Annotated in this window: 16 protein-coding genes and 1 pseudogene; 2 read left to right on the forward strand and 15 right to left on the reverse strand. The window is 61.4% G+C overall.

Annotation, left to right across the window (positions count from 1 at the left end):
* Positions 1-135: 135 nt before the first annotated feature.
* From J0X19_RS01990 to J0X19_RS02015, 6 genes are all read right to left on the reverse strand, one after another.
* Positions 136-2,556, reverse strand: a complete 2,421-nt coding sequence (locus tag J0X19_RS01990; RefSeq protein WP_242581831.1) for a GH92 family glycosyl hydrolase — start codon at positions 2,554-2,556, stop codon at positions 136-138.
* A 156-nt stretch (positions 2,557-2,712) separates the two neighbouring features.
* On the reverse strand, positions 2,713-3,867 hold the full coding sequence (locus J0X19_RS01995) for a glycoside hydrolase family 76 protein (RefSeq protein WP_206980226.1): 1,155 nt from the start codon (positions 3,865-3,867) through the stop codon (positions 2,713-2,715).
* 301 nt (positions 3,868-4,168) lie between these two features.
* A complete protein-coding gene (locus J0X19_RS02000) occupies positions 4,169-4,720 on the reverse strand; it encodes an RNA polymerase sigma factor (protein WP_206980228.1) in 552 nt (183 codons plus the stop codon).
* Between the two features lie 102 nt (positions 4,721-4,822).
* On the reverse strand, positions 4,823-6,223 hold the full coding sequence (locus J0X19_RS02005) for a sugar porter family MFS transporter (RefSeq protein WP_206980230.1): 1,401 nt from the start codon (positions 6,221-6,223) through the stop codon (positions 4,823-4,825).
* 153 nt (positions 6,224-6,376) lie between these two features.
* The gene (locus J0X19_RS02010) at positions 6,377-7,180 is read right to left on the reverse strand and encodes a DeoR/GlpR family DNA-binding transcription regulator (RefSeq protein WP_206980232.1); all 804 of its coding nucleotides are present in this window, start codon (positions 7,178-7,180) and stop codon (positions 6,377-6,379) included.
* Positions 7,181-7,243: 63 nt separating this feature from the next.
* Complete coding sequence (locus tag J0X19_RS02015) at positions 7,244-9,019, reverse strand: class I mannose-6-phosphate isomerase (protein WP_206980234.1); 1,776 nt, start codon at positions 9,017-9,019, stop codon at positions 7,244-7,246.
* Between the two features lie 274 nt (positions 9,020-9,293).
* Here J0X19_RS02015 and J0X19_RS02020 point away from each other — a divergent pair, with 274 nt between their 5' ends.
* Positions 9,294-10,145: an N-acetylglucosamine kinase gene (locus J0X19_RS02020; RefSeq protein ID WP_206980236.1), complete on the forward strand. Its 852-nt coding sequence runs from the start codon at positions 9,294-9,296 to the stop codon at positions 10,143-10,145.
* Positions 10,146-10,295: 150 nt separating this feature from the next.
* On the opposite strand, the gene J0X19_RS02025 is transcribed toward J0X19_RS02020, so the two are convergent.
* From J0X19_RS02025 to J0X19_RS02060, 8 genes are all read right to left on the reverse strand, one after another.
* Positions 10,296-12,788: a glutaminase family protein gene (locus tag J0X19_RS02025; protein WP_206980509.1), complete on the reverse strand. Its 2,493-nt coding sequence runs from the start codon at positions 12,786-12,788 to the stop codon at positions 10,296-10,298.
* Between the two features lie 261 nt (positions 12,789-13,049).
* The gene (gene fucP, locus J0X19_RS02030) at positions 13,050-14,309 is read right to left on the reverse strand and encodes an L-fucose:H+ symporter permease (RefSeq protein WP_206980238.1); all 1,260 of its coding nucleotides are present in this window, start codon (positions 14,307-14,309) and stop codon (positions 13,050-13,052) included.
* A 450-nt stretch (positions 14,310-14,759) separates the two neighbouring features.
* Positions 14,760-15,920 carry a glycoside hydrolase family 76 protein gene (locus tag J0X19_RS02035; RefSeq protein WP_206980240.1) on the reverse strand — a complete coding sequence of 387 codons (1,161 nt, stop codon included), beginning with the start codon at positions 15,918-15,920 and terminating at the stop codon, positions 14,760-14,762.
* Positions 15,921-16,102: 182 nt separating this feature from the next.
* Complete coding sequence (locus tag J0X19_RS02040) at positions 16,103-17,245, reverse strand: SusE domain-containing protein (protein WP_206980241.1); 1,143 nt, start codon at positions 17,243-17,245, stop codon at positions 16,103-16,105.
* A 49-nt stretch (positions 17,246-17,294) separates the two neighbouring features.
* Positions 17,295-18,905 (reverse strand): RagB/SusD family nutrient uptake outer membrane protein, encoded by a 1,611-nt coding sequence (locus J0X19_RS02045; protein WP_206980244.1) that lies wholly within the window; start codon positions 18,903-18,905, stop codon positions 17,295-17,297.
* A 26-nt stretch (positions 18,906-18,931) separates the two neighbouring features.
* Positions 18,932-22,390, reverse strand: a complete 3,459-nt coding sequence (locus J0X19_RS02050; protein ID WP_206980247.1) for a SusC/RagA family TonB-linked outer membrane protein — start codon at positions 22,388-22,390, stop codon at positions 18,932-18,934.
* Between the two features lie 53 nt (positions 22,391-22,443).
* Positions 22,444-23,508, reverse strand: a complete 1,065-nt coding sequence (locus J0X19_RS02055; protein ID WP_206980248.1) for a FecR family protein — start codon at positions 23,506-23,508, stop codon at positions 22,444-22,446.
* A 106-nt stretch (positions 23,509-23,614) separates the two neighbouring features.
* Positions 23,615-24,229, reverse strand: a complete 615-nt coding sequence (locus J0X19_RS02060) for an RNA polymerase sigma factor (RefSeq protein ID WP_206980250.1) — start codon at positions 24,227-24,229, stop codon at positions 23,615-23,617.
* A 412-nt stretch (positions 24,230-24,641) separates the two neighbouring features.
* Here J0X19_RS02060 and J0X19_RS02065 point away from each other — a divergent pair.
* Positions 24,642-25,158, forward strand: a pseudogene (locus J0X19_RS02065) (IS1595 family transposase); the annotation flags it as partial.
* Between the two features lie 71 nt (positions 25,159-25,229).
* Here J0X19_RS02065 and J0X19_RS02070 read toward each other — a convergent pair.
* Positions 25,230-25,706: a DUF4199 domain-containing protein gene (locus J0X19_RS02070; RefSeq protein ID WP_206980254.1), complete on the reverse strand. Its 477-nt coding sequence runs from the start codon at positions 25,704-25,706 to the stop codon at positions 25,230-25,232.
* Positions 25,707-25,711: the final 5 nt, after the last annotated feature.

A 25,711-nucleotide genomic window follows, 5' to 3' on the forward strand; every position in this document is an offset into this window, starting at 1 on the left:
TTGCTGTTGGAGAATGGCCACCATCTAAGCCTCGCTGAATCGTCCCTTTTTCATTTGTCAGTCGGCAGGTAGTGAAAGGTACGCCTTTCTCTACCTGCCGACTGACGCTCGATTTGGGGCAGCGTGCCGCCGCACCTACTGGGCCGAGGGCGGCGGCACCTGGGTACCCCAGGCTTTATTGGGCTGGCTGCCCATCACAAAAACCAATTTGCCGCCCTGCATCAGCTCGTCGCGGTAGAGCCAGCAGTTGGCCAGCGGCTTCCCGTTAAACTGGGCCGACTGGATGTAGCAGTTGGTTTTGGAAGCTGCGGGCGCCTCAATCACCAGTTTTTTATGGCCCGCCAGGGCAATGGTAGCGCGCCGGAAAATCGGGCTGCTCAGCTGCACAATGGGTCGGGCGTCGGTGAATCCCTTTACATCGAACAAACCCAGCGCCGTAATGACGTACCAGGAGCCGAGCTGGCCTTGGTCTTCGTCCTGCCCGTAGCCGTAGCCGTGAATAGGCTCGGTGCCATAGAACTCGTCGCAGATGCGCCGGGTCCACTTCTGCGTCAGCCAGGGCTGGCCCGAGAAGTTGAACAGCCAGCTGATGTGCAGGTTGGGCTGGTTGCCGTGGTTGTAAATCGACTTGATGCCGGCAAAAGCGTCAATTTCCTTGCCCCCGCCGAAGCCGTTCTTTTCGGAAACGGTGAAGATGCTGTCCAGCCGGCTGTTGAACCGCGCCTTGCCAAGGGCGGCCACCAGCCCGGCTGGGTTTTGGGGTACGAAAAACGTGTACTGCAGGGCGTTGCCTTCCTGAAAGCCGCGCCAGGGCTCGGACGGATTGAAATTCGGAGCAAACATGCCATCAGCCAGCTTGGGCTGCATGAGCTTGGTTTGCGGGTTGTAAATCAGCTTCCAACCGTTGGAAAGCTTCAGCAGCTGGGCGTAGTCGGCCGGCTTGTTGAGCGCCTTGGCCATCTGGGCCGCGGCAAAGGCGCTAAAGCTGTATTCGAGCGTGTGAGAATTAGCAAAATAGGAGCCTGTGGAGTCGGTTTTGAACCACTCGCCCTTGTATTGCTTATACTCGTCGCGGAACGGTACATAGCCGCGCTCCACAAACGCTTTGGTGTCCATCTTGCCCGAGCCAAACGCACGGTTCCGCCAGTTCAGCTCGTTGGCCCGCACAGCCTCGTAGGCCAGGTTTACATCGTAGTTGCGGATGCCGGCCTGGTAGGCGGCGGCTACGGCGAGGCCTACCATGTTGGTGCCCACGCCCGATACGTACTCGCTGTTGGCCAGGCCGTCGCCAAACCATCCTTTGTCTTTGTACACCTGCAATTGGGTGTTCACGAAGCTGCCGTACCACTCGGGGTAGCTCAGGGCCCAGAGCTGGGTCAGGTTCCAGTAGCCGCCCCAGATGGCGTCGGTGTTGATGAATTCGGCCCTGGCTTGCCCGGTTGTCGGCTGGGGCAGCTGGCCTACCTGGCCGCCGTGGCGGGGGTAGGCGCCGCTCACGTCGCTGGCAACGCCGCGGCCGAGCAGCGCGTGAAACAGACCGGTATAGAACTTGGTTTTGCTGGCTTCGTCGGGACCTTCCACGGCCAGCTTGCCCAGCTCGCGGCGCCAAGTGGCCTGGGCCTGGGCGCGGGCCTGGTCGAAGGAAAGGGTGGCCGCCTCGGCCCGCAGGTTGGCCAGGGCATTGGCGGTTGAGGTGTAGGAGAGGCCCACTTTCAGCTCAATCTTCTCGTTCGCAGCAGTTTTATAGTTCAGCACCAGCCCGGCACCTTTGCCCTGGGCCGACTGCGTATTGAGCTGCACCCCGGCTGCCGTGAATGCGCCGACGCTGGCCGGGGGCCGGCTGATTTCGCCAGCAAAGTACATGTTTACCTTGCCCGTGGGGTCGTAGGTCTGTACGTACTTGGGGTAGGTGCTCACGTAGCCCTCGAAGTGGGTGGCGTCGAGCATCCGGATGCTGGCATCGGTAACGTCGCTGCTCTCGCCCTGCTTGTTGCCAATGTCAAGCAAAATGTGCGCTTGCTCGCTCTGCGGGAAGGTGTAGCGGTGGAACCCGACCCGCTTGGTGGCCGTGAGCTCAGCCCTGATGTTGTAGTCGTCGAGCAGCACCCGGTAGTAGCCCGGCTCGGCCACCTGGTTTTTCCGGTCGAAGCGCGAGCGGTAGCCGGTGGCTGGCCCGTCTAGTTCGCCGGGCTTGACGCGCAACTCGCCGGTGGTGGGCATGAAGCTCACGCCGCCCACCTGCCACTCGTGGAAATGCACGAAGCCTTCGATGGAGTTCTGGCGGGTGTCGTAGCCCACTGCTTCCCAGCCTGAGGGGTTGCCGTAGTGCCCGTTGGTGGAGGGTGCCAACTTGGCCATGCCGTAGGGCACGGCGGCCGGGGTATAGAAAAACCAGCGGCTATGGGCCGTGCCGATGTTGGGGTTGACGTAGCGCAGTACGTCCGAAGTTGCGGTAGCCGGGGCGGCGCTGGATTTAGGGGAATGCTGGGCTTGTGCCATGCCGCTGCTCCACAGCGCGGCCAGCAACAAGCCAACGGTCGGAAAAGGTATTCTCATAGAAATTCGTGATTTTTTCAGTCAATCAACTGCTGCTGGCCGGGTGCTGCCATTCAATTAGTGGAGAATAGTGCCCAGACTGGAAAGCTGGGGCACTACCTGCGGACTCGTCTCACCTCGTCTGCTTCCCACTTGCAGGTTTCCCCGCAGAATCTTTTAAAAAAGCTTGCGAGCCTGCAAGTCGGCCATTACCTCGAACATCATCACGCCGCTCATCTGGGTTGAGCCATCCACGGTAGCGCCGGGCGGGCTGGTCCAGTTGGTATTGAACAGGTACTGGGGGCGGCTGGTCCCGCGCCGGTACAGGCTCTCGCCGTTGAAGCGGAGGAAGTTGACGTAGCTGGCGCGGGTGCTGGCACTCACGGCGGGCTCGGTGGCCAGCAAACTCAGGTAGCGCACCAGGATGCCCTTGAACAGGCCGCCGTCGCCGCCGCCCTCGTTGCCAACGACGCCGCCCGGGGAAAGCTGGCTGTCGTTGAGCACGTAGCTGGCCGTGCGGTTCGCGTCGTCGAGGTAGCTGGTTTGCCGGGTGGCGCGGTACATCTCCAGGCCGGCCCCGATAAAGACGCCCTGTGAGTAGCTGAAGTGGTATTTCTTGTTGCCGGTGCCCTCGTCGTTGATGCCGTCCCAGACCATGCCGTTGGGTTCCACCAGCGTGTTTTTCTGCCAGTCGTACATTCTCCGGGCCCAAGTTAAATCGTCGGGGTTGCGGTCGAGCTGGTACAGCCGGGCCGCCAGAATAATCGAGGGGGCCGTCGAGGGCGTGGTTTTGTAGTACAGCTGGTCTTTTTTCCAGGCAATACCCCCGCCTTGGAGCTCATTCCAGCCGGTTTTGAGGTCAGCCCAGAGCAGTAGGGCAATGGCCTTGTAGGCTGGGTCCTGCGTGAGCTGGAAGGCGCGCAGGTTGGCCACCGCGTGCCAGGCCATGTCATCGTACCAGTTGTTGAGCCAGGTGTTGCCATTTCGGGCCTTGGTGCCCTGCTGCAAATTCTGGATGCGCGTCAGAAATTCGGCCTTGTTGGTCCGCTGATAGCCATCAAGCAGAATATCCAGCCCGTGCGCCTGCCACCAGTAGTTGAAATCGGGCCGGCCAAGATTATTCTGCCAGTAGTACTGGCCCGTGGGTGCCCAGTAGTATTGTTGCAGGGCCGCTTGCGCCGAGTCAGCCCGGGCGGCCCAGTTGGCTACTGCTACCACGGGCGGGGTGGGTTTGGGGGGCGCTACTGCGTCGTCGGTTGGCTCTTGGCAGGCTGATAGCAGCAGCCCGCCAAGCAGGGCGGCGCCGTTCCGGAGAAAAAGCAGGGAAAACATGAGCGGGGGATTAAAGGGAAAGGGCAGGAGCTTAGCTTTGGTCCTCTACTAATCAAAACGGGCAGGTGCGCGGCCAGGTCTGCGCGGCCACGGGGCCCATGAGCAGGGCGCACCTGGCAAACCAGTGCCGCGGGCCAGGATGAGAGTATCATCTTTACCAGGCCCGATTGTGAAATTTATACTCGTTTAGGAAGGCGTTTTTGTGATATTATTTTATAAGCTGCTGACAAACAGGCTAATTGATTTCGAGGGCTTGCCGGTTGTCCCCGAACCGATAAACCGGTTTCTGGCAGAGCAATCGTTACGCCGGCAGGGGCCAGGCCGAGCGCAGGCGCTTGATGCTCTGATGCAGCAGGTTGCGTACGGACTGGGGCTGTAGCTCCATAATCTCGGCAATCCGCTCGTAGGCAAAGCCATTGAAAAACCGCAGGTGGACCGCCTCGCGCTGGCGGTTGTTGAGCTGGCTCAGGCCCGCCAGAAGGTGGGCGTGCTGTTCCGTCGTGAGTTGCTGCGCAACCAGGAAGTCTTCCACCGAAAACTGCACGGTAAACTCCAGGGAGCTGCTTTGATGCAGCTCGGTGCGCCGCCGCTGGGCCTGTAGCTCCGCAGCCACCTCGTTGCGCAGGGCTTTGAACAGGTAGGGCCGCACCTCCTCAACGGCCCCCAGCTTGTCCCGGCGCTGCCACAAGCGGTGAAATAGTGACTGTAGGCAGTCTTTGACTAGTTCCTGGTTGTTGGCCAAGCGCATTCCATAGCCATAGAGCGGGTCGTAATAGGTCAGGAAAATGCGTTCGAAAGCCCGTTCGCTTCCCGCCCGAAACTCATCCCAAACAGAGGCACTGAGCTCGGGCATAGGGTGGGGAAAGAAATAACAAGGGTGGGAAGTGTAACAGGTAGTAAAGGTTGGCAAGCAGCCAACCAGGTTGAGCCGGCGGCAAGGCGCTGCCCGGCCCAACTATTGCCAGGTGCGCTCAATTTCCTCCAGAGTGCGCTCCTTGGTTTCGGGCACAGCCCGCCACACAAACACGAACGTAAGCGCTGACAACCCCGCGTAGAGCCCGAACGCCCCGCTTAGCCCCGCCGCCTTCACCAGCGACAGAAACGTAAACGAGATGAGCGTGCACGCTATCCATAGGGCCACCGTGGCCAGTGAAGCGGCCCGGCCGCGCACGGCATTGGGAAATATTTCGGTGATGACCACCCACACCCCCGGCCCCAGCCCCACCGCAAAACAGGCCACGTACAGCATAATCAGGCCTAGCAGCCAGGGGCCCGATGCGTGCAGCTGCAAAGCCACCACCAGCGCCCCCAGCGCCAGGGCCATGCCGCCCGAAGCCAGCAGCAGCAGCGGCTTGCGCCCTATCCGGTCGATTACGAACAACGCCACCACGGTGCCGACGAAGTTGATGCCCCCAATTAGGGCGTTGGCCCCGATGGCCGACGCGGCGCTTTGCCCGCTGTGCTCGGTGAAAATGATGGAGCCGTAGTAGAGAATGGTGTTGATGCCGGTGATTTGCTGCAACACGGCCAGCACCACGGCAATGCGCAGCGGCTGGCGCAGGCGCGGCTGGCGCAGGCGGGCCTCCTCGCCGCGCTCGGCCGCCAGCGCGCCCTGAATCTCCTCGGCTTCAGCAGCGGCCGCGACCGGGCCGTTGAGGCGGGTGAGGGTGCGCCGCGCCGCGGCCTCGCGGCCCTGGCCCAACTGCCAGCGCGGGCTTTCGGGTACCAGCAGCAACGTCAGCATAAACAACAAGGAGGGCAGCGCCGCCGAGGCAAACATCCAGCGCCACGAGTTCAGCCCCAAATCGGCCAGGAAATAGCTGGCCACGTAAGCCAGGAGAATGCCCGTGACAATGGCGAGCTGATTGAGCGTTACGAGCCGGCCGCGGATGCGGGCCGGCGCGATTTCGGCAATGTAGAGCGGGACCAGCAGTGAGGCCAGGCCGATGGCTAAGCCACCCGCCAGCCGGGCCAGCACAAACTCGGTGAGCGTGCGCGGCACTGCCGCTGCCAGCGCCGAGGCGGTAAACAGCGCCGCCGCCGCGAATAGCAGCCGCCGCCGGCCGTAACGGTCGGTGAGCCAGCCGGCCAACGCCGCCCCGATTACCGCCCCAAACAGGATGCTGCTCGCCGCCCACTCGGTTTCGGAGTCGCTGAGCTGGAAGTCTTTCTTCAGGAAAATCAGGGCGCCATTGATGATGGCCGTATCGAAGCCGAACAACAGCCCTCCCAGCGCCGCCACCGTTGCAATCAGATACACGTAGCTCGTGCTGCCGTCCGGGGCAAGGGCCGTAGTGGCGGTAGGCGAGCCGGCAGGTTCGCGAAACAGCGGGGCAGGGGCGCGGAAAGGGGGCATTACGGGTGGGAGTGTTAGAAGTGAGAACTGCTGCTGCTGCTGCGACGACGGCAGAGCGAAAGTCAACCAGGCTCCGCTGCCTCCGTTTCGCTTGGCCGGCTTAATCAGCGGGTTGATTGGGGTATTGGGCCGGGATGGTAGAAATCCGGATTTTCAGGCCAGCAGCACCTCGATGCCTAGTTGCCGGAAGGGGGCTAGCTGCGCTTCGGAGGCGCCGGTGTCTGTAATGAGCTGGTGCACTTCGGCGCTGGGGCAGATGAGCGAGGTAGCCACCACGCCGAGTTTGGTGTGGTCGGCTACCACAATGCGGCGCTTGGCTTGCCGCAGCATCAGCTGAATGACGGCGGCTTCCTCGGGGTGCAGCGAGGTCAGGCCCCGCTCGGCGTCGATGCCGTTGACCCCAATGAATACTTTGTCAACGAAAAACTGGCTTAGCGCCTGCGCCGTGGCGGGCCCTACCAGCGAAAACCAGCCGCCCGTCAGGAAGCCGCCCGTCACGAACACCCGCACGTCGGTGCGGTGGCTCAGCTCCATGGCCACGTTCACCGTGTTGGTCACGACGGTCACGTTGGCGCCCGGCCGCAGGCTGCGCGTTACCTGGGTGGTGGTGGTGCCGGCCGTCAGCGAGATGGTTTCGCCCGGCTGAATGAGGGCGGCGGCGGCCAGCCCAATGCGGCGCTTTTCGGCTAGGTTGCGGTCTATCTGCTCGTGAAAGCTGGAATCGTAGCGGAACGGCTCGTAGAGCAGCGGCTCGACGGGTACAGCCCCGCCGTAGGTGCGCCGCAGCCGCCCGCGCTGCTCCAGGTCCACCAGGTCGCGCCGCACGGTGGCCACCGATACGCCGAACTGGGCGGCCAGTTCATCGACGGCCACGGTGCCGGTGTGCAGCAGCTTTTCAACGATGGTTTGGGCGCGGACCGCCGCCGCGTTGTCGGGAGTTACTAAGTCAGGTGTCATGGGCTGTCATTTTAGAGATTGATTTCAGCGGCAAAGTTGGCTGCCAAACGGGGCCGGTTTGCGCTACGGCTGGGTGCGCACGTATGCTTTTAGGGTAGCGCACTCGGTGCCCACCGCCGGGCCGTGGGGCCGGATGGTATAATCCCCCACGGCCGCCGGCACGATAAACGTTTCGGCGTAGTGCACCACAAATGGCTCGAATGCTCCGGTCGGGCTCTCCACAACGGCCTCGGTGCCCTGCACCAGGTTGAGCACGTTCACGCCGCCGTGGGTGTTGTGCGGCACGGTGCCCGTAAACCAGTGGCGGCGGGTTTCAATGAATTCGCGCTCGTGCAGGCCGGTGCGCTCTTCGCGCCAGTCGGGGCCGCTGGCCACGGGCGTTACTTGGTTGACGAGTTGCGCGGTTACCCAGCTGGTGGTGCGGTCCGGCTGAATGTTGGCCGCGCCGTGCGCCAGATGAATGGGCCGGGGCTGGCCATCGAGGCCGAGCCGTTCCCAATCCCAGAGCTTGAAAGTGAAAATGTAGGGGGTTGCCGAAATTTCCAGCACCATACTGCCCGCTCCGGAACAGTGAATGGTACCCGCCGGAATCAGAAAATGGTCGTGCGCCCGGGCCGGAAACGCGTTGATGTATCGGTCCGCCGGAAACGGGGCCGCCGGGTCGTGCTGCGCGCGCTGTAAGTCGGCCAGCATAGCCGGAAAATCAGCGTTTTCCTGTAGCCCCAGGTACACCACCGCGCCCGGTTCGGCGGCCAGCAGGTAGTAGCTCTCGTCCTGGGTGTAAGTTAGGCCGAACTTGTCCTGCGCGTACTCGGTGAGCGGGTGTACTTGCAGCGAGAGGTTGCCGCCGCCCATGGTATCAAGAAAGTCGAAGCGAATGGGAAATTCCGTGCCGAAACGCCCGTGCACGGCCTCCCCGAGCAATTCGCGGGGATGAGCAAATACCAGGTCGAGGCTGGGAACCTCGACCCGCGCCGCACCAAAGCCCAGCAGCAGGCTATTCTCTTCCGGCACGCAGTCGAAGCACCAGGCGTAGTTGGGCGGGCCGTCGGGCAGGTCGCACACCTCGCGCATCCACTGTCCACCCCAAGGGCCAGGGTCGAAAAACGGTACCACCCGAAACGGCCGGCGCACGGCCGCGGCCAGCCCGGCCCGCAAATCAGTGCCGCTGACCAGCTTGGGGGTGGCCGGGTCGTTGGTATCCAGTAGAAAGTCGGCGCGGGGCAGCACCTGCTTCTTGAGCCGGTCAGCCGCCCTCCAGTCCACAAAAAACGCGCGCTTGTACTTGAGGCTGGCTTTTTCGCGGAAATTGTTGGTGCCCAGGTTGGCAATTTCGCCGCGCCGCTGCCGCAACTGAATTTCCCAACGGGCCAGGTCAGCGTAGACAACCAGCGTAGGGGTGGGGCACACGAGCGTGGCCCCGGTACCTATAAGTATGACCAACCGGCCAGCGTCCGTGGCCAGTGCTGCCTGGGTGGCCTGTAGGCGTTGTGGGTTGAAAAAATCAGCCACCGTCAGCCCATTGAACCGGCCAAAAACCGGGTCGTCGGTGAGGGGGCCGGCTACCAGCCGGTCGATTTCGGTAGCCGAATAATACAGGTCATCCGCTACCAGACACCGGGCTGGCTGCAAGGCCTGCGTCAGCTCGTGCTGCAGCTGCCGGAGGTCGGTACCCGGATAACATTCCACCGCCAACACCCGCGGCCGGCCGGCGGCGGCCGGCCGGGTGGCCAGCGCCGCCCGCAGCGCGCCGGCAATGGCCGACCACCCTACCTGGCAAGCATCGTTGTCCGCTGTCACCGGCACGAAAGGAAACTTGTCGTAATTGGAAGCGCGCATATAGGGGGTAGCTGAGAAGATAATAAACTGAAAGCCAATATTTTGCCAGCTGAATAAGCCAAATTGCCACCCACTGGCTCCCGCCGTCAACGAGCTATTTTACCGTTCGCTTGGTAAATATTGACATTAAAATGATTGTTTAGTGCTTAAACGAGCAAAATAATTTTTATATTTCCTAGGTCGGCAGCTTACTTTGCTGGTGATTACCGCACGCATTTCGGTCAGATGCGAGCTTGGCTTACGCCAGCACTCGTTCTTTTTCCATCCCATCCTCATGATTCTAATAGCCGACGGCGGCTCGACCAAGACCACATGGTGCCTGGTTGATGCCCAAGCCACCCGCTCGCTTTTCCACACGGAAGGCTACAATCCCGAATTCATCAACTCGGCGGGCATTATTGCCTCGCTCCTGCAAAGCCTGCCCCGCACGCTGGTTACGGCGGCTATTACGGAGGTGTATTATTACGGGGCGAGTGTGGTTTCGCCACCGCAGGTTGCCACCGTTGCCGATGCCATGCAGGCCGTGTTTTCGCAAGCCCGCGTGTTCGTGGGCCACGATTTGCTGGCGGCGGCGCGGGCGCTGCTGGGCCGGCGGCCAGGGTTTGCGGCCATTCTGGGCACGGGCACCAATTCGTGCGTGTACGATGGCGAACAGGTTGCGCACAACGTGGATTCGCTGGGGTACTTTTTGGGCGACGAAGGCAGCGGGGCCTTCATCGGCAAGGCGCTACTGCGCGACTACCTGCGCGGCCAGATGCCCGCTGCGGTGGAAGCCAGCTTCCTCAGCACTTACGGCCTGGAGCGGGAAGCTATTTTCGACCAGCTATACAACAAGCCGTTTCCCAACCGCTTCATCGCCAGCTTCGCCAAGTTTGCCTACGACCACAACAGTGCGCGCTATTGCCAGCAGCTGGTAGCGGAGGCTTTCGAGCTGTTCTTCCGAAACATCATCGTAAAATACCCTGACTATCAGGCTCACACCTTCAATTGCGTAGGGTCGGTGGCGTATAACTTTCGCGAGGCGCTGACGCAGGTAGCCACGGCCCACGGCATGACGGTCGGCAAAATCATTTGCTCGCCCATCGACGACCTGGTTACCTACCATTTGGATACGTCCCCCGCTTGACTATCAGTCAAGCACCGGACTAGGCGGCTGGTTTGCAAGGCCGCAGCTGGGTATGTCGCGCCAAGCAAAAGCCTCACTGTGGCAACTGCGCGGCCATCCAAGTAAACGAAGCCTGTGAGCTTAAGAATCGGCTGGAAACCCAACAGGCCTTTATTTGGGTTGCGTGGAACGGCCTTCAGGCGCTGGTTGGGGAGAAGCAGCCAGCTGCTTTTGCAGCATCTTGATGAAGTAGCCGCCCACGACCGAGCGGGCCTGGAAGCCGACCTGCCGCGCATCGGTGGTTTCGTGCCAGTCGCCGAGGGGCACCCGGCTCGGGGTTTCGTTGGCATACAGCCAAAGGGGGTGTACCAACGCTTGAAAATCGGCGTCGCGCTCGGCCAGGGTGGCCGTCCACATAATCCAGTCCGATTTGGTGTAGGTTTTGCGGCTGTCCAGGGGCAGGCCGTAGCGCTGCTGCCGGGTGAGGTAATAAGCCAGCTCCTGCTGCGCAACGTTCCGGGGAAATATGTTCAGCTCCAGCAGCTTGTCCCAAACCAGGTTGTACTTCTGGCTCCACGAGCCCGGCGTTTTGTCGAAGGTCAGGGCATAGTGGTTGCCGTCCTGGGCCATATGCTGCCAGCGCTGGGCCAGGTTACGGGCCAGGGTGGTGTATTCGGTGGCCGTTTGCTGGTCGCCGAGCTGCTGGGCGAGCTGGCCGTAGCAGGCAATGCCCATAATGGCTTTCACCGAGAGGTTGGCGTTGCGGGCCAGGTGGCCGGCAAAGTCGTCGGTGCAGAGCTGGTTGGTCGGGTCGAAACCGTCGCGCTTGAGGAATTCCACCCACTTAGTGAGTGTGGGCCAATGCTGGCGGGCGAAATCGGGCTTGCCGTCCCGTTTCACCACAGCGGCCGTCAGAATCAGCATGTTGCCGGCTTCTTCCACCGGCATGTCTTCGCCGTACTTCTGGCCGTTGGCCAGGGGGTACACGCCCAGGTCGTGAGCGGGGAAATCCTTTTGCCAGCGGCCCGATTCGCTGTAGTCGAAAATGCCGCGCAGCAGCCCCTTGGCCAACTCGTTGTTGTAGAGCAAAAACAGCGGTGCCGACGGATACGTCACGTCCACGGTCCCGATGAAGCCGCCCGAGAAGTTCTCTTTCGAAAGCAGCAGCAGCTCACCTTTCGGCCCCGCCACGATGGCGTGCGCCGCCACGGCCTGGCGGTACGCCAGCTGGCAGAGGTCGGCGTACTCCCGGCCTCCTGCGGCTTGGGCATCGGCGTACAGTTTCTTATCGAAGGCCGCGCACTGCTGGCGCACGCGGGGGTAGTCGGCTTCGGCGGCTTGCAGGGCTTTGGCCATGGTCATGGCCGGGGCGCGGCGCCACCACGGGCGCAGGTTCTGGCCGAAGTACTGCACGGCGTAGGGCGCGTCGTAGGCCAGCAGCAGGTGCCGCTCGGTTGGCTGATTGACCGGACCTAACTCCAGTACTGCGGCCAGCGCGGTGTTTTGGGCCGGCGTGCCCGCCGCGGACGGGGCAGCGCCGGCAGCGGGCAATGCGCCGGTTTCCGTGAAAGCGGTTTGCAGCACCTGCGGCGTACCGGCGCCAACCCGAGCCGAGCCCCTGGGCACAGTCAGATACGCCTGTCCCCAGTCGATGCGCGCATTATCGCCGGCCTGGCCCAGCACTGCCTGCGTGGTGGTGCCCACGGCCTGCCAGGCCAGCGCCCCAGCTCCGCCGGCTTGCGTAGTCACGCGCTGATAGGGCGTGTTGGTAGCCAACGAGCTGCTGGCCGTCAGTTGCACCTGCACCTGATGGGGTTTGCCGTCGGTGCTCTGCGCCCGGAAAGTGAGGTAGCTGATGGGGCGGGCCAGGGTTTCCAAGTCGTTGAGCAGCAGCGGCGAGAGGAACTGCGCCGTCAATCGTACCGGACCCGCCTCAAAGGCATAAGTGGTTTGAGTGGCCGTGAGCGTGATGCCGGTTTGGGAAGCAACCGGCAGCGGGGCCGGGGCCGGGGTGGCCTCGTAAAGGCCGGCATCGAGGTGGGCGCCGCCCTGGGGATTAGCACAGTGCATGGCCAGCAGGTTGTCGCCGGGGCGCAACGCGGCGCGGGCCGCGTCGGGTAAGGCAAACCGCTGGTAGCTGCCGTTGGCGCCGGTTTGTTTCAGCAGGAGCACCCCGTTGAGGTACACTTCGGCATCGTCGTCGTGCAGCAGCAGCAACACCAGCTTACTGGTGGGCAGTGGCCCGCTCAGCTTCACACTGCGGCGCACCCACACGTCGCGGCTGGTCCATTGCGTGCCGGCCTGGCTGGGGTTGTTGGTGAACGGGGCCAAGCCGGTCTGCCAGCTGGCTGCGGGCCCGAAAACAGGTTGCTCCCAGCCTGCGGCTGGTGCCCCGAAGGTGTAGCGGGCCGAATAAGGTGTTTCCGCCGCAACGGGAATAAGGGCCCGCAGCGGCGCGGCAGACTGCCCCAGCAATTGATACGACCGGCCATCAACGCGCACTACGCCTTCCAGCGGCTGCGCCTCACCGGTCCAGTGCCGGGTAGGGCCGGCGCTGAGCGTATCCTGCAACGACCAGACGCTGAAGTAAGGGTCGTGGGTGATGAGTGGGTAGGCCGGCGGCCGTAGCGTCTGCGCCTGAGAGCTACTGATTCCCAGACTCATCCAGCCCAGGCTCAACGACAAGAGGAATCCCAACTGCTTCAGGCGGCGACGAGCGGTTGAGGAATTGCGGGCCAGGGGGGCCGGCGCGGCGTCAATGGTCGGGTGGTAGCTCATTAAAAGTAGTGAAAGCAAGGCCGCCCGGCACAGCAGCAAACTTTGGGGCGGCCTTTGGAGGGTAGCACGGAAGCTTCTGCGGCGGGCCAGTTTCCGCAGATGAGAGCAAGCCCCGGTTACTGGCGGAGCCGGTAAGGTGCTTGGTAGTTAGCGGGGCTGCACTTTGTAGTACTTGGCCCCGAACAATAGAATCACGGCGTAGCAGATAATGGGCAGGTAGTAGGCCGCCGCAATGTTGTGGTTGGCCACCTGGCCCATAAGGTAGGGGAAAACCGCCGCGCCCACCACCCCCGTGATGATGAAAGAGGAGCCCTGCTGGGTGCGCGGCCCCAGGTCTTTAAGGCCCAGGCTGAAAACCGTCGGGAACATGATGCTGAAAAAGAAATTGAGCAGCAAAAGCGCCCCGAACGATACCGCCCCCCAGCCCTGGGCAATGATGAGGCAGAGCACAATGTTGGCCGCCGCCGCAATGGCCAGCAGGCGGGCCGGCGCAATCACGCGCATCAGCGCCGTGCCGATAAAGCGGCCCACCATCATCAGCACCATGCTGAAGGCAAAGAAATACGCGGCCCGCTCGGCGCTCAAGCCCATTTTCTCGACCCCGTAGTTGATGAAGAAAGCCCAGGTGCCACCTTGGGCGGCGGCGTTGAAAAACTGCGCCGCCACGGCCCAGCGAAAGTGGCGCCGGCTGAAGAGCGAGGGCGTATCGGCAGCCAACGCTGGTAGCTCGCCGGGGGCTAGCTCGGCGGCGTGCGGGTCGGTAGGCAGGGGCGGCACCCGCACCAGCGCAAAGCCTACGGCCACTGCCAGAATAACGCTTCCAATAACGAAATACAGGGTTTTAACGGCCTGCAAGCCTTCCTGTGCGCCGCCCTGGCTGGCCCGCAGAATAAAGTAGCCGCCGATAAGCGGCCCGATAACGGCCCCCAACCCATTGAAGGATTGGGCAAAGTTGATGCGCTGGTCGCTGCTGCGCTGGTCGCCGAGGGCGGCAATGAACGGGTGCGCAACGGTTTCGAGGGTAGCTAACCCACAGGCTAGCACAAATAGCGCCCCCCGGAAAAACAGGAAAGAGCCGGCATCAGCGGCCGGAATAAACAGAAACGCCCCCGCCGCGTACAGCGCCAGCCCCAGCAGCACCCCGCTTTTGTACCCGAACCGCTGCATGAACAGCCCCGCCGGAACCCCCATCAGCGCGTAGGCCCCGAAGATGGAAAACTGGACCAGGCCGGAGTCGGCTTTGCTTACGTGCAGTACGCTCTGGAAGTGGCGGTTGAGCACGTCGCCCATCGTAATAGCCACTCCCCAAAGCAGAAACAGCAAGGCCACAAAGACGAACGTAAGTACAAAGCGCCGCTCGGTGAAAGCGGGCCGGGCAGCTGAGACAACAGGAGCAGTAGCGGGCATGCGAGAAAGTAGCGAGAAAGAAATAAATGCCGGTTTGTCAGTCAGTTGACGTGAAATTGTCAAGGGCAAGCAGCCACCGAACAGCCTGGGTTGGGCGCGCGAATACTCTGGCGGAAGCGGTACTGATTCCGCATCATCGACACGCCGTCTTCGTCCTGCATCCGGCACAATGCCACTCGGCGTCTTGCACAGGCTGGTGCGGGCATAGGCCATCGGTTTCAGGCCCATAGCCCGGTAGTCTGCGGGGGGCTGTAAGAAGGCCGCAGCTCGTTGGTGGCCCCAGTAAAGAGTTGCTCGGCACTCAGCCACCGAAGGGGGCTGAGGTACAGTATCGGCAGGGAATGGTACCCCGGCCCCGGAGCCGGGGCACCACAAGCGGACTATTCCCACAAAGTCCGCTTCCCACCTCCAGGCCGGGCGGGGCCTGAAGAGTTGTATGGAGCAACGTGTTTACAGCAGGTTGCGCACTTGCAGAGAAGCCAGCACTTCCAGCAGCATCACGCCGCTCATCTGGGTCGACGATTCCACCGGGCCCTGGGGCAGGCTGGTCCAGTTGGTATTGAAGAGGCCCGGTGGGCGGCGGGCACCGCGCTTCCAAGCCGCTTCGCCGTTGAATTTCAGAAAGTTGATGTAGCTCGTGCGGTTGGTAGCACTCACGTTGGGCTCCACGGCCAGCAGGCCCAGGTAGCGCACCAGAATGCCCTTGAATAGGCCGCCGTCGCCAGCATTCTCGTTTTTAAGTATGCCGCCGGGTGCCATGTCCGCGTCGCCGAGCACAAAGTTGGCCGTGCGGGTGGCGTCAGTCAGGTACTCCTGCCGATTCGTGGCTTGGTACAGCGCCAGACCCGCGCCGATGTACACGCCCTGGCAATACGTGAAGCGCCAGTTTCTATCTACCTGCCCGTCGCCGGTGCGGTTGATGCCGTCCCACACCAGACCGGTGTTCGGGTCCACTAGCGTTGCTTTCTGCCAGCGGTAGATCTTCTCGGCCCAAAGCAAATCATCGGGGTTGCGGTCAAGCAGGTACAGGCGGGCCGCCAGGATGGCGGCCGGGGCATTAGCAGGCGTGTTTTTGTAGTCGCGCTGGGTTTTCTTCCAGGCAATACCGCCTCCCTGCTGCTCGTTCCACCCGGTCTTGATGTCGGTCCAGAGCAGCGTGGCGGTGGCTTTGTAGGCCGGGTCGCGGGTCAGCTCGAAAGCGCGCAAGCACGCCAGCGCCTGCCACTCCATATCATCGTAGTACTCGTTCAGGTAGGTGTTGCCATTCTGGGCTTTGGCCCCTACTTGCAGCTGATTCGCCTGTTGCAGGTAGTCGGCATGATTGGTGCGCTTGTAGCCGTCGAGCAGCACATCGAGGCCGTGCGCCTGCCACCAGTAATTGAAGCTATTATCGCCGGCGTTGTTCTTGCTGTAGTACTGGCTAGCGGTGAAGAAGCCCTGCCGTAGCGCCGCCTGCGCCGAGTCGGCTCGGGCGGCCCAGTTGGCGGGGGCAGCCACCACCGGCGGCGTAGGGGGCTTGGTAATAGCATCGTCTACCGGCTCTTTGCAGGAGCACAGCAGCAGCAGGCTCAGCAGCGCACCCATGCTGTGGGAGATTTTCGAGTGAATCATGATGGAAACCAAATAGTGCCGCAAAGGGCTAATGGTGGCTTAGTAGTTGCTTTTTTCAGTTGGCTGGATGAACGCCGGAACTCCCTTTCACAACGAGCGCCGCCAGTTTCAGGCAGTAGCGTCTGCTACTAGCGCCGTGGCCCCGGCTGTGCTCGTCGCGAAAAGGAGTTCCGTGCTACACCTTAGATTATTCTTACCTGGTGTGTGTACGGGGCTTCGGGCTGAAGCAGAACCGTGATGTCCACGTTTCGCCGGTCGGCATCCGACTGAAACTTGAAGGTATTGTCGTAGCGGTTGTCGGTGGTGGGTACCAGGTAGAAGTAAGCCGGCGGGCTGCTGGAGGTGGGGCGCTGGTTGTCCACGTTCACGCTGCCCATGTAGCGCCTGCTGGTTACGCCCGCCATATTCTTCTCCGTTAGCTGAAACTTGTAGCGCTCATCGCGGCCCCAGCTTTCCTGGAAGAACTCAATTGGCGTGTTCTGTATTTTCCAAACGCCACGGCCGATGTAGGGCAGCGTCACTTTTACGCTGTTTTCGGCTGCCACCCACAGCCCAACCGACACCACTTCACTCAGCGTAGCCGAGGAATTGTTGAAGTCGAGCTGAATGCGGTACACTGTGGGCGTGGCGGCCGGACTGGTGGCCTGCGCCCCTTCGCGCAGGTTGGCGCCGTCGATGTAGTAGGCCGTGGGCGTACCGGTGGTCTGGTCAATCAGCTTCACCTCGCCGGGGCTGAGGCGGGTATACAACTCGAATATGCCCGCCGAGATGCGCTTAAAGGGTATTGCTCTGCTCATGTCGGTGCCCGCTTCCGTGCCCGAGCCGGTGATGAACAGGTTGCCTGGGATGGTGGAGAAGCCGGCTGGCCGCTCCACTTCCAGGGTGCGCACGGCCGTTGCGGGCAGTACGTTGGTGCCTTTAGACGCATTCACGGTCCACTTCAGCTTGCCCCGGCTCTGCGGCACGATGCCGGCCAGGTTGGCAATGCGGTTAAGGTCGCCGTGGGTTAGCACCAGCTTGGTTTCCTGGCCATTGGTGCCCGAAACGCTGGTGTAGATTGGGGCGGAGAAGTCGCCGCTTTCCTTATCGAACACCACTTCGTAGAGCACCAGCGTGCCGTCGGCCGCGCGGGCCTGGCTCCACTCAAACGTAATAGCGGCGTTGGAGGCGGGGTCGAGCCGAACGAAGGCGTTGTCGTTGGGCGAGATGTAATTTGATACTGGCGTGATGGTGCCGTCCAGGGCGTCATCGTCATTCTCGCAGCCAGAAAGCAAAGTGCCAACCAGTATACACAAGAACAGCAAGGGGTGGAATAGCTTTTTCATTGGGAAAGAAGCGGACAAGTAAAGAGATGGGAAAAGAATCAGGGCCAGCCTACCAGCCCGGATTTTGACTGAGGTTGGCGTTGATGTCACGCTCGCGCTGGGGTATCGGCCAGAGGTAGTGCCGGGCCGGGTCGAAGGTGCGCTGGTCTACACGCAGGTAGCCGTTGTCCACGCTTGGGTCCCCGGCCTTGATGCCGTGCGCAAAGCCGTTGAGCACGGTTTCGGCGGTGCGCCAGCGGCGGATATCGAAGATGTGCAACCCTTCCATGGCCAGCTCAGTACGCCGCTCACGCCGCACAATGGTGCGCAGGCTCGTCTGGCTGCCGCCCGGAAACGTCAGCGCCGCGGTGTTGGTGAAGCCGGCCCGGCGCCGCAGCGCCCCGATGGTGCGGTCCCATTCTGCCGTCGTAAGCTGGTTCAACTCGGTTTTGGCTTCGGCGTGCATGAGCAGCACGTCGGCGTAGCGAATCAAAATCAGGTTCAGGCCGGAGTTGAGGTTGGCATCGGCAGTGGGGTCGAAGTACTTGGCCGAGTAATAGCCGGTTGGGCTGGCATCGGAGCGGGTCACGGAGTTGTCGCCGGTGCCGGGCAGCGTGCGAATGGTGAAGGTGGAGCCATCGGGCCGCCGCCACGCGTAGCCATCGTACACGATGGTCGCCGCGAAGCGGGGGTCGCGGCCGGTGTAGGGGGTGGCTTCGCTGTAGCCGGAGCCCGCCTCCGTAATGGCCTGGCCATTTGTTGTCACGTAGCTGTTCACCAGCTCCTGCGTGGGCGCTATGGCGGTGATGAGCTTGCCCTCCGTGCGCGGAATAAACAGGCGCTGCTCGGAGTGCGTGCGGGTCGGAACCAGGTATTGCAAGTCCAGCATCACCTCGCTATTGCCCTCGTTGCTGGGTGAAAACACGCCCGCGTAGCTGGGAAACAGGCTATACGTGCCCACCGTGCCGCCCATAATCTGCTCGGTTACGGCTGCCACATCGGTCCAGCGCCCCTCGTAAAGGAGCACCCGGGCCTTCAGGGCCAGGGCCGCGCCCTTGGTGAAGCGCCCCCGGTCGGCGGCGTCGTAAGCGGTGTTGACGGGCAGCGCGGCCGCGGCTTCGTCCAGCTCTTGCAGCACGAAATCCAGCACCTGGGCCCGGGGCGTGCGCCCAATCTGCTGCGACTCATTGACCCCGATTTCAGTGGTTACCAGCGGCACGTCGCCGTACCAGGTCAAAAGCTGGAAGTAGTGGAAAGCGCGCAGGGCGCGGGCCTCGCCAATGTAGCGCGCCTTGAGGGCGGCGTCGAGGCTGCTGATCTTGTCGATGTTGGCCAGCAACACGTTGGACTTGCGGATACCGGTGTAGTGGTATCCCCACTCGTTGGTGACGCGCTGCTGGTTGGTGCCGTAGGCGCCCTGGGCAATGTTGCGCGAATTTGAGCCGTTCACGTCACTGACGTTGAAGGCGTTATCAGACAGCACTTCGTTGAAGAAGAAGTACTCGCTGTTGTAGAGGTTCTCGTAGGCGGTGGCCAGCACGTTGGTGGCGTCGGCCGGCTGGGTCCAGAACGAGGCGTCGGTGGGCCGGTCGGTGGGGGCTATGTCCAGCTCCTGGCAGGCCGACAGGCCGAAGCCCAACCCTAAGCCCAGCCACAGCGAGTAGCGAAATACACGGTTCATATCGGAAGGGGGGGGAGGATGGAGAGTTAGAAGGAAACGTCGAGGCCGGCAGACACAACCCGCACGGCCGGATACACCCGGCCGCTGCTGCTGCCGCCACCGCCACCGAAGCCAATGCTTTCACTGAACTCCGAAACTTCAGGGTCGAACCCAATTTTCTTTAAGTGGCTGATGGTGAACAAATCCTGGCCCGAGGCAAAGATTCGCAGCCGCTGAATGCCCACTTTGCGGGTCAGGGTGGTGGGCAGCGAGTAGCCGAGCTGCACGTTCTTGAGGCGGGCATAGGCCGCGTCGCGCAACCAGTAATCGGAGCCCTGGATGTTGTTGGTGGAGGCCGTGCCGATGGTCAGGCGAGGGTACGAGGCGTCGGCGTTGGTGGGCGTCCAGCGGTCCAGGTGCTGGGTGTACACATTCTCCCAGTTGTTGTGGAAGGCTTCCACGCCCTCGCCGCGAATGTAGAGGCTGCGCTTGCCCACGCCCTGCACGAACACCAGCAGGTCGAAGCCCTTGTAGTCGGCGGAATAGGTGGCCCCGAAAGTGTAGCGCGGAAACGGGTTGCCGAGGATAAACCGGTCGTCCTGATTGATGCGGCCGTCGCCGTTGCGGTCCACGTAGCGAATGTCGCCGGGCCGCACCGAGCCGGGCGCCACAAAGTCGGGCACAGGTCCTGCGGCCACTTCCTCGGGCGTCTGGTAAAGGCCGTCGGAGCGCAACCCGAAGTACGAGTTGATGGGGAAACCCTCACGGATGATGTTGGTGGCATCGCCGCCGCGGATGGTTTCCACGCCCCGGGTGTTGGTTACGGTGTTGCGGCTGTCGGCCGCGTTCAGGGTCAGGCTGTGGTTGTAGCCACGCTCGGTGCGCTGCCGGTAGGTCACGGACACTTCCCAGCCCTGGTTGCGCACGCTGGCTGCATTCTGCGTGGGGGCCCCGGCCCCGAAAACGCCGGCCACGGGCAGGTCAATAAGAATGTCGTTGGTGCGCTTATCGAAAGCATCTACGCTCACCGTCAGCGCGTTCTGCAGGAAACTGGCGTCGATACCGGCGTTACCCATCGTAGACGTTTCCCAGGTGATGTCGCGGTTGGCGGTGTTGAAGAAGTTGCCGGGTACGGGCTGCCCGTTGAAAGAGTAGATGCCGGGCGCAAGGCTGATGGTGCTCAGGTAGCGGTACAGGCCGATGTTCTGGTTGCCCAGCTGCCCGATGGAAGCGCGCAGCTTCAGGTCGGAGAATACGGGCTGAATGAAGTCGAGAAACTTCTCTTGCAGCGGGCGCCAACCCAATGAAACCGACGGGAAAAAGCCCCAGCGGCTTTCCTTGGCGAAGCGCGACGAGCCATCGTAGCGGAAGCTGGCTTCCACCAGATACTTTTCGTCGAAAGCGTAATTGAGGCGTCCGAATGCCGAGTTCAGGGCCCACTCTTCGTTGTTGCCGTACACGCCGTTGCCGGCAAAAGCGGTGCCGTTGCTCACCACCCCGAAGTTGTTGCCTGGCACGTTCAACACGCTGATGCCGGCGCGCGCCACGGTGAAATCTTCCGAAGAATACCCCACCAACGCCTGCACCGCGTGTTTTTCAAACAGGTTCAGGTCGTAGTTCAGCGTGGCCTGGTAGTTGGTGAGCAGCGTGCGCTCGTGGTTGTTGCGCACGGCGTTGTTGCCGTCGCCGCCGGCCGTGGCCGAGCCGTCGAGCGTCACGTATTCCAGGCTGCGCCGGAACTCGTCCATCTGGTAGTTCCACAGGTCGCCCCCGGCCAAACCGCGCAGCTTCAGGCCTTTCACTAGCTCAAATTCGGCGTTCAGGTTGGCGTAGCCGTTGTCGTTGGAGTTGGTGCGCAGGCCGCCGTTGAGCAGGCGGTTGGCCGAGTTGCTGGTGGAGGTAGCCGGCGTCACGAAGTTGCCATTCTCGTCCTGCACCGGATAAATGCGCGGAATGCGGGCCGCGTCGCTGATAATCCACTGCGAATCGTAGGCGTGTTCCCGGATTCCCACGTGGGCGTAGGAGAAGATGCCGCCTACCTTGAGCCGGTCCGTTACCTGCGTGGTGAGGTTGAGGCGGGTGTTGAGGCGTTTGAAGCCGTAGTTGTCACCATAGAACAGGCTGTTTTGGTCTACGTAGCCCAGCGAAATTAAGTAGCGCGTCTGGCCCGAACTGCCGCTCAGGCTCAGGTTGTGGTTTTGCTGCAACGCTTCCTCCCGCAGCACGCGGTCCAGGTGCCACTCGTAGTCGCCGCGCTCAGCGAAGTCGCGCATGGCCTGGGGCGAGAACTGTGGGGCCTGCCCGGAGTTGACCAGCGCCTCGTTTTTGAGCTGCATAAACTCCAGGCCGCTCACCGGCTTGCGCTGGAAGTTCGGCGCCTGCACGCCGATGAGCGTGTTGTAGTTAAGCACGGGCTTCTGGTTCAGCGCACCCTGCTTGGTGGTCACCAGCAGCACCCCGTTGGCCCCGCGCGAGCCGTAAATAGCAGCCGACGAGGCATCCTTGAGGACCGTTATGCTCTCAATATCGTTGGGGTTGAGCGCATTGAGCGACCCAGCAATGCCATCTACAATGATGAGTGGCGAGGCATTGCCCAACGTTCCGACCCCCCTAATGTTGATGTTGAGCCCGGCCCCCGGCTCGGCACTGCTCTGCTGAATGGTCAGGTTCGGGGCCGAGCCCTGCAAGGCCTGCGCCACGGTCGTTACCGGCCGGTTTTCCAGCGTCGCCGCCGATACCGTATTGATGGCGCCCGTCACGTTGGCTTTCTGCTGCGTGCCATACGCCACCACCACCACCTCGTTCAGGGTTTTCGCATCGGTTTCGAGGCGAACGGCAAGATTCGCAACCGGGCCCGTGATGGTTATTTCGCGGTTAATCATGCCCACCGAGCTGAATACCAACACGCTGCCCTCCGGCACCGTCAGCGAGAAGCTGCCGTCGGGGTTGGTGCTCTGCCCTTGGCTCGTACCCTTCACAACAATGGTTACGCCCGGCAGGCCTTCGCCCGTGTCGCTGGTCACCCGCCCAGACACTAGCACGTCGGCCGCCGCTGCCGAGCTATTGGCACGGGTTGGGCGCGGGAGTGTGGGTTGCGGAAACGATTGCGGAACCGCGACGGCCGTCGGTACTGGCTCAAGGGCCTGACTGGCTGCGCTTTCCGGAACGATAACGTAAACGCCCCCTTCGAGCTGCTCGAAGCGCAGTCCGCTGTGCTTGGTAGCGTGGCGTAGCGCCCGAGCGAGCGGGGCCGCGCTTAGGTCGTACCGGGGCAGCGTTTTGCCAACTGTTAGCTGGCTGCGGTACAGGAAAGTCACTTTGTACGTGGCTTTCAGCTCCTGCAAAAAATCGTCCAGCGCTTCCATATTAGCGTGCCTGACGGCCCGGGGAGAGGGGCCGGCCGGGTCTTGCGAAGCCAGGGCCAGGGCCCCCTGGGCTCGACTTGCGCCGCCGGTTACAACGCCTAGCAGCAACGCTTGGCATACATAACGAGTGAAGTTTGCCATAAAAGAAAGGAAGGTGGGATTTTAGGTAAGGTCTGTCAGCAAAATTCTGTTAATCAGCGCGTTATTGAACGAAAGCGCACTACGTTTCCAGTCCGTGTAACTTGGATGTCCAGCGCTTTCGCCAGCGCCGGCAATAGCACATCAAGCGAGTTGGCGGGCACGTCGCCCGTGATTTCCTGGTTCAGAATGGCAGGGTCGCTGACCTCTACCTGCAAATGGTAAGAGCGGCGCAGCAGCTGCACGATTTCGCGAACCGGCGTATCCTGAAACCGCAGCTGGTCCTGGGTCCAGGCTGAGTACAGGTCGGGCTTCACCCGGCGTCGCGTCAGGGCCGGGCGGGCCGTGCTGGTTTCAACCAAGTCGCCGGGCTGCATGGCCATATTTTCGCGGGTCAGCCCCGCCTTCCGGTCTACTATCACCTTGCCCGACCGCAGCACCACTTTGGTGGCCCCGGCCCGGCTGTTTACATCGAACTGCGTACCTACCACCGAAACTGCCAACTCGCCGGCGTGTACCACAAACTTGACGTGAGCCGGAGCCGCCTGAATGTTGCTGACCGGCTGCGCGGCCCGGTGAGTGACCTGGAAATAGGCTTCGCCCGTGAGCCACACTTCGCGCGGGGTGCTGGCAGTCCATTGGCCCGTAGTGGTCAGGGTGGAGTTGGCGTTGAGGGTCACAACCGAATTGTCGGGCAGCACCACGGTGCGCCGCTGTCCGTTGGCGGTTGTGTAGCGAACCATTGTGGCGGCTTCCTTGCCCGGCCCGACCCACTGCCACCACCCAACTACGGCAAGCAGGGCCAGCATCAGGGTGCTGAGCCATAACAAACCAGCGCGCCGCTGGCTCCGCAACCGGGGCCGCGCTACTGGCGCATGCTGCAAGCGCTTGCGCAGCCGGATGAGTTCCTGCTGCTTTACACCTGCCGGCACCAGGTTGTGCTGTGCCGGGCCCAGGCCCTTCACCAGCGCGTAGGCTTCGCGGGCAGCTTCTTGCTGCTGGGGGTGCTCCTTTAGCCAGGCTTGCCAGAAGATTCCGGCTTCGGAGTCAGCATCGGCCACGAATTCTTGGAACGACTCATCGAGCACGAAATCATCGACAGCGTAACGTATAAAATCCATAACCTCGGGGAGAAAGTGTCTGCTTTATCTCAACCACTCCCGGCGGGCCTTTTTATACTCGTATTTAGTTGTGATTTTTTTAAAATTATTTGTAATTAACTGATTATCAGAGAAATAATTTTAGTATTTCCAGCTTATGCGCAAATGCCCACTGCCCTGCCAGCCCCACTACAGCCAAGGGGGGCAGGGCTTGCCGCAACCGCGTAATGGCCTGATGAATCAGGTTGCGCACCGACTGCGGATGCAAGGCCATAATATCCGCAATCCGGTCGTAGGCAAACCCATCGAAGAACTTCAGGTGCAAGGCTTCGCGCTGGCGGTTGTTGAGTTGGCTAATGGCTGTCATCAGCTGCTCCTGCCGCTCACCCGAAAGCTGTTGAGCAACCAGGAAGTCTTCGGGCGAATACTGAATTTTGAACTCGGCTTCGTAGTCGGCCGGCAGCTGGCTGTGGCGTTGCGCGGCCGTCAGATCGTCGGTTACCTGGTGGCGTAGCGCCTTAAACAGGTAGGGCTTCAGTACCGCTACGGCCCCCAGCTGCGACCGGCGTTGCCAAAGGCGCTGAAACAGGTTTTGAATGGCGTCTTTCGTTAGTTCCTCGTCACGGCTCAGCCGCATCCCGTAGCTGTACAAGCCGTCGTAGTAAGCCAGAAAAATGCGCTCGAATGCTTGTTCACTGCCTGCCCGGAAGTCATCCCACAGCGAGGCATTGGACGAAGACATAAACGAGCTAGTTGAAGGATAATCGGAAGAAACAGTAACAATCTACGATACCGAAGTTGGTATAAACTACCTCCAACTGGTGGAGGCTGGTCTGTTCGGATAACGTTCCGGCCAACGTGCGGATTAAGTGTTAAGCCTGGCACTCTCAAAACTGCGGCATCATTTGGCACTATGCGGGTGCTGCTAATACAAGGTTTTCAGATTGCGCTGTAACGGTGAGGATACAGAATTGCCAAAACGATTAAGCTGCGCTTGGCAGGAAGACAAGTATATAACAATTAAGGCAATTAACTGCACTGAGTTGCTATATCATGTGACGTGCCATGGCGAGCCAACTCGCACTTCATAGCTCTGAGTCCCGCCAAACAAAGATGTCTAAAACTTGAGGTTGAACGGCTTGTCCCTGCGCCTACGCCGCTGGCTCCAGCAACTCTGCCCCGCACCAGCAGACCTGCAGGGAGCCGCTGAGTTAGATGAATTGTACTTCGGGCCGGGTGCGCGGCAAGCGGGGCCGTGGCGCGGGCGGCAAAACCATCGTCTTCGGCTTGGGCAAACAGGACGGCCAGGTCTACACCGAAATCGTCCTGAATTGCCAGAAAGAAACCTTGCAGGCCATTATTCGGGGGAAAACTGATGTGGCAGCGATGGTCAATACCGATGGCTGGCGCGGGTATAACGGGCTGGTGGATGTGGGAGTTGACCGCCACTTCCGCGTGCGCCACGGCCAGGATGAATTCGTTCGGGGCGCGTCCCACAGCAACGGCATCGAGTCCTTTTGGCGCTTCGCCAAAGCTCGTCTGCAGCCTTTCCGCGGCGTGGCCAAATACACTGTCGAACTGCACTTAAAAGAGTGCGAATTTCGCTTCAACCACCGCCACCAAAACCTCTACAAGCTCCTGCTTAAATTGCTCCGACAACAGCCCCTTTAGCTAGGTTTACTTCCTAAGCCCCTTGTTATTCTCGTTCTTCCTGAAGCAGGCGACAATGGTGAGTAGTGCGGTTACTTGTTGCTGGTCAGGCTACTATGGCTCTTGCCAGCGGTGCCATCCAACATCATCAGGATGCCGCTGGTCAGGCTGCCGATAATGGTGCCGAGCAGGATAATCGAGCCGGCAAGCACGAAGGGGCTGAGATGTTGGTTGAAATAAATTTCATTGTTTAACTCTCGGTGAAAGGCTGGATGCAGAAAGCTGGCATAAAGGAAAATGAATGCCGCGAAGAGCACCGACCCAACCAAGGAAACCAAAAAACCTAGCTTCAACCCTGATAAATAGGAAATGGGGTTATCTGTTTGCGCTTTGAAAGCCCGCACAGCCAGAACAACCACCACTACCGTAAACGCATGACTACCAAAGCGCACCAGCTGGCTTCTGTGTAAATCTAGTGCGTAGATTAGAAAGAAATAGAAGCACATACATGCGAAAGCAAGGATGCCGTACAAGAGGCTTAACCTGGAAACTGAAGCGTCGGTTGTCATTGAGT

Source organism: Hymenobacter telluris, assembly GCF_017313265.1.
In the GTDB taxonomy this organism is placed as follows: Bacteria; Bacteroidota; Bacteroidia; order Cytophagales; family Hymenobacteraceae; genus Hymenobacter; species Hymenobacter telluris.

Bases quoted from the DNA above. Each gene is read 5' to 3' on its own strand.
- J0X19_RS01990 (WP_242581831.1), bottom strand. From the start codon at position 2,556: ATGAGAATACCTTTTCCGACCGTTGGCTTGTTGCTGGCCGCGCTGTGG.
- J0X19_RS02055 (WP_206980248.1), bottom strand. From the start codon at position 23,508: ATGGATTTTATACGTTACGCTGTCGATGATTTCGTGCTCGATGAGTCG.
- fucP (WP_206980238.1), bottom strand. From the start codon at position 14,309: ATGCCCGCTACTGCTCCTGTTGTCTCAGCTGCCCGGCCCGCTTTCACC.
- J0X19_RS02070 (WP_206980254.1), bottom strand. From the start codon at position 25,706: ATGACAACCGACGCTTCAGTTTCCAGGTTAAGCCTCTTGTACGGCATC.
- J0X19_RS02005 (WP_206980230.1), bottom strand. From the start codon at position 6,223: ATGCCCCCTTTCCGCGCCCCTGCCCCGCTGTTTCGCGAACCTGCCGGC.
- J0X19_RS02010 (WP_206980232.1), bottom strand. From the start codon at position 7,180: ATGACACCTGACTTAGTAACTCCCGACAACGCGGCGGCGGTCCGCGCC.
- J0X19_RS01995 (WP_206980226.1), bottom strand. From the start codon at position 3,867: ATGTTTTCCCTGCTTTTTCTCCGGAACGGCGCCGCCCTGCTTGGCGGG.
- J0X19_RS02000 (WP_206980228.1), bottom strand. From the start codon at position 4,720: ATGCCCGAGCTCAGTGCCTCTGTTTGGGATGAGTTTCGGGCGGGAAGC.
- J0X19_RS02015 (WP_206980234.1), bottom strand. From the start codon at position 9,019: ATGCGCGCTTCCAATTACGACAAGTTTCCTTTCGTGCCGGTGACAGCG.
- J0X19_RS02060 (WP_206980250.1), bottom strand. From the start codon at position 24,229: ATGTCTTCGTCCAATGCCTCGCTGTGGGATGACTTCCGGGCAGGCAGT.
- J0X19_RS02050 (WP_206980247.1), bottom strand. From the start codon at position 22,390: ATGGCAAACTTCACTCGTTATGTATGCCAAGCGTTGCTGCTAGGCGTT.
- J0X19_RS02025 (WP_206980509.1), bottom strand. From the start codon at position 12,788: ATGAGTCTGGGAATCAGTAGCTCTCAGGCGCAGACGCTACGGCCGCCG.
- J0X19_RS02020 (WP_206980236.1), top strand. From the start codon at position 9,294: ATGATTCTAATAGCCGACGGCGGCTCGACCAAGACCACATGGTGCCTG.
- J0X19_RS02045 (WP_206980244.1), bottom strand. From the start codon at position 18,905: ATGAACCGTGTATTTCGCTACTCGCTGTGGCTGGGCTTAGGGTTGGGC.
- J0X19_RS02040 (WP_206980241.1), bottom strand. From the start codon at position 17,245: ATGAAAAAGCTATTCCACCCCTTGCTGTTCTTGTGTATACTGGTTGGC.
- J0X19_RS02035 (WP_206980240.1), bottom strand. From the start codon at position 15,920: ATGATTCACTCGAAAATCTCCCACAGCATGGGTGCGCTGCTGAGCCTG.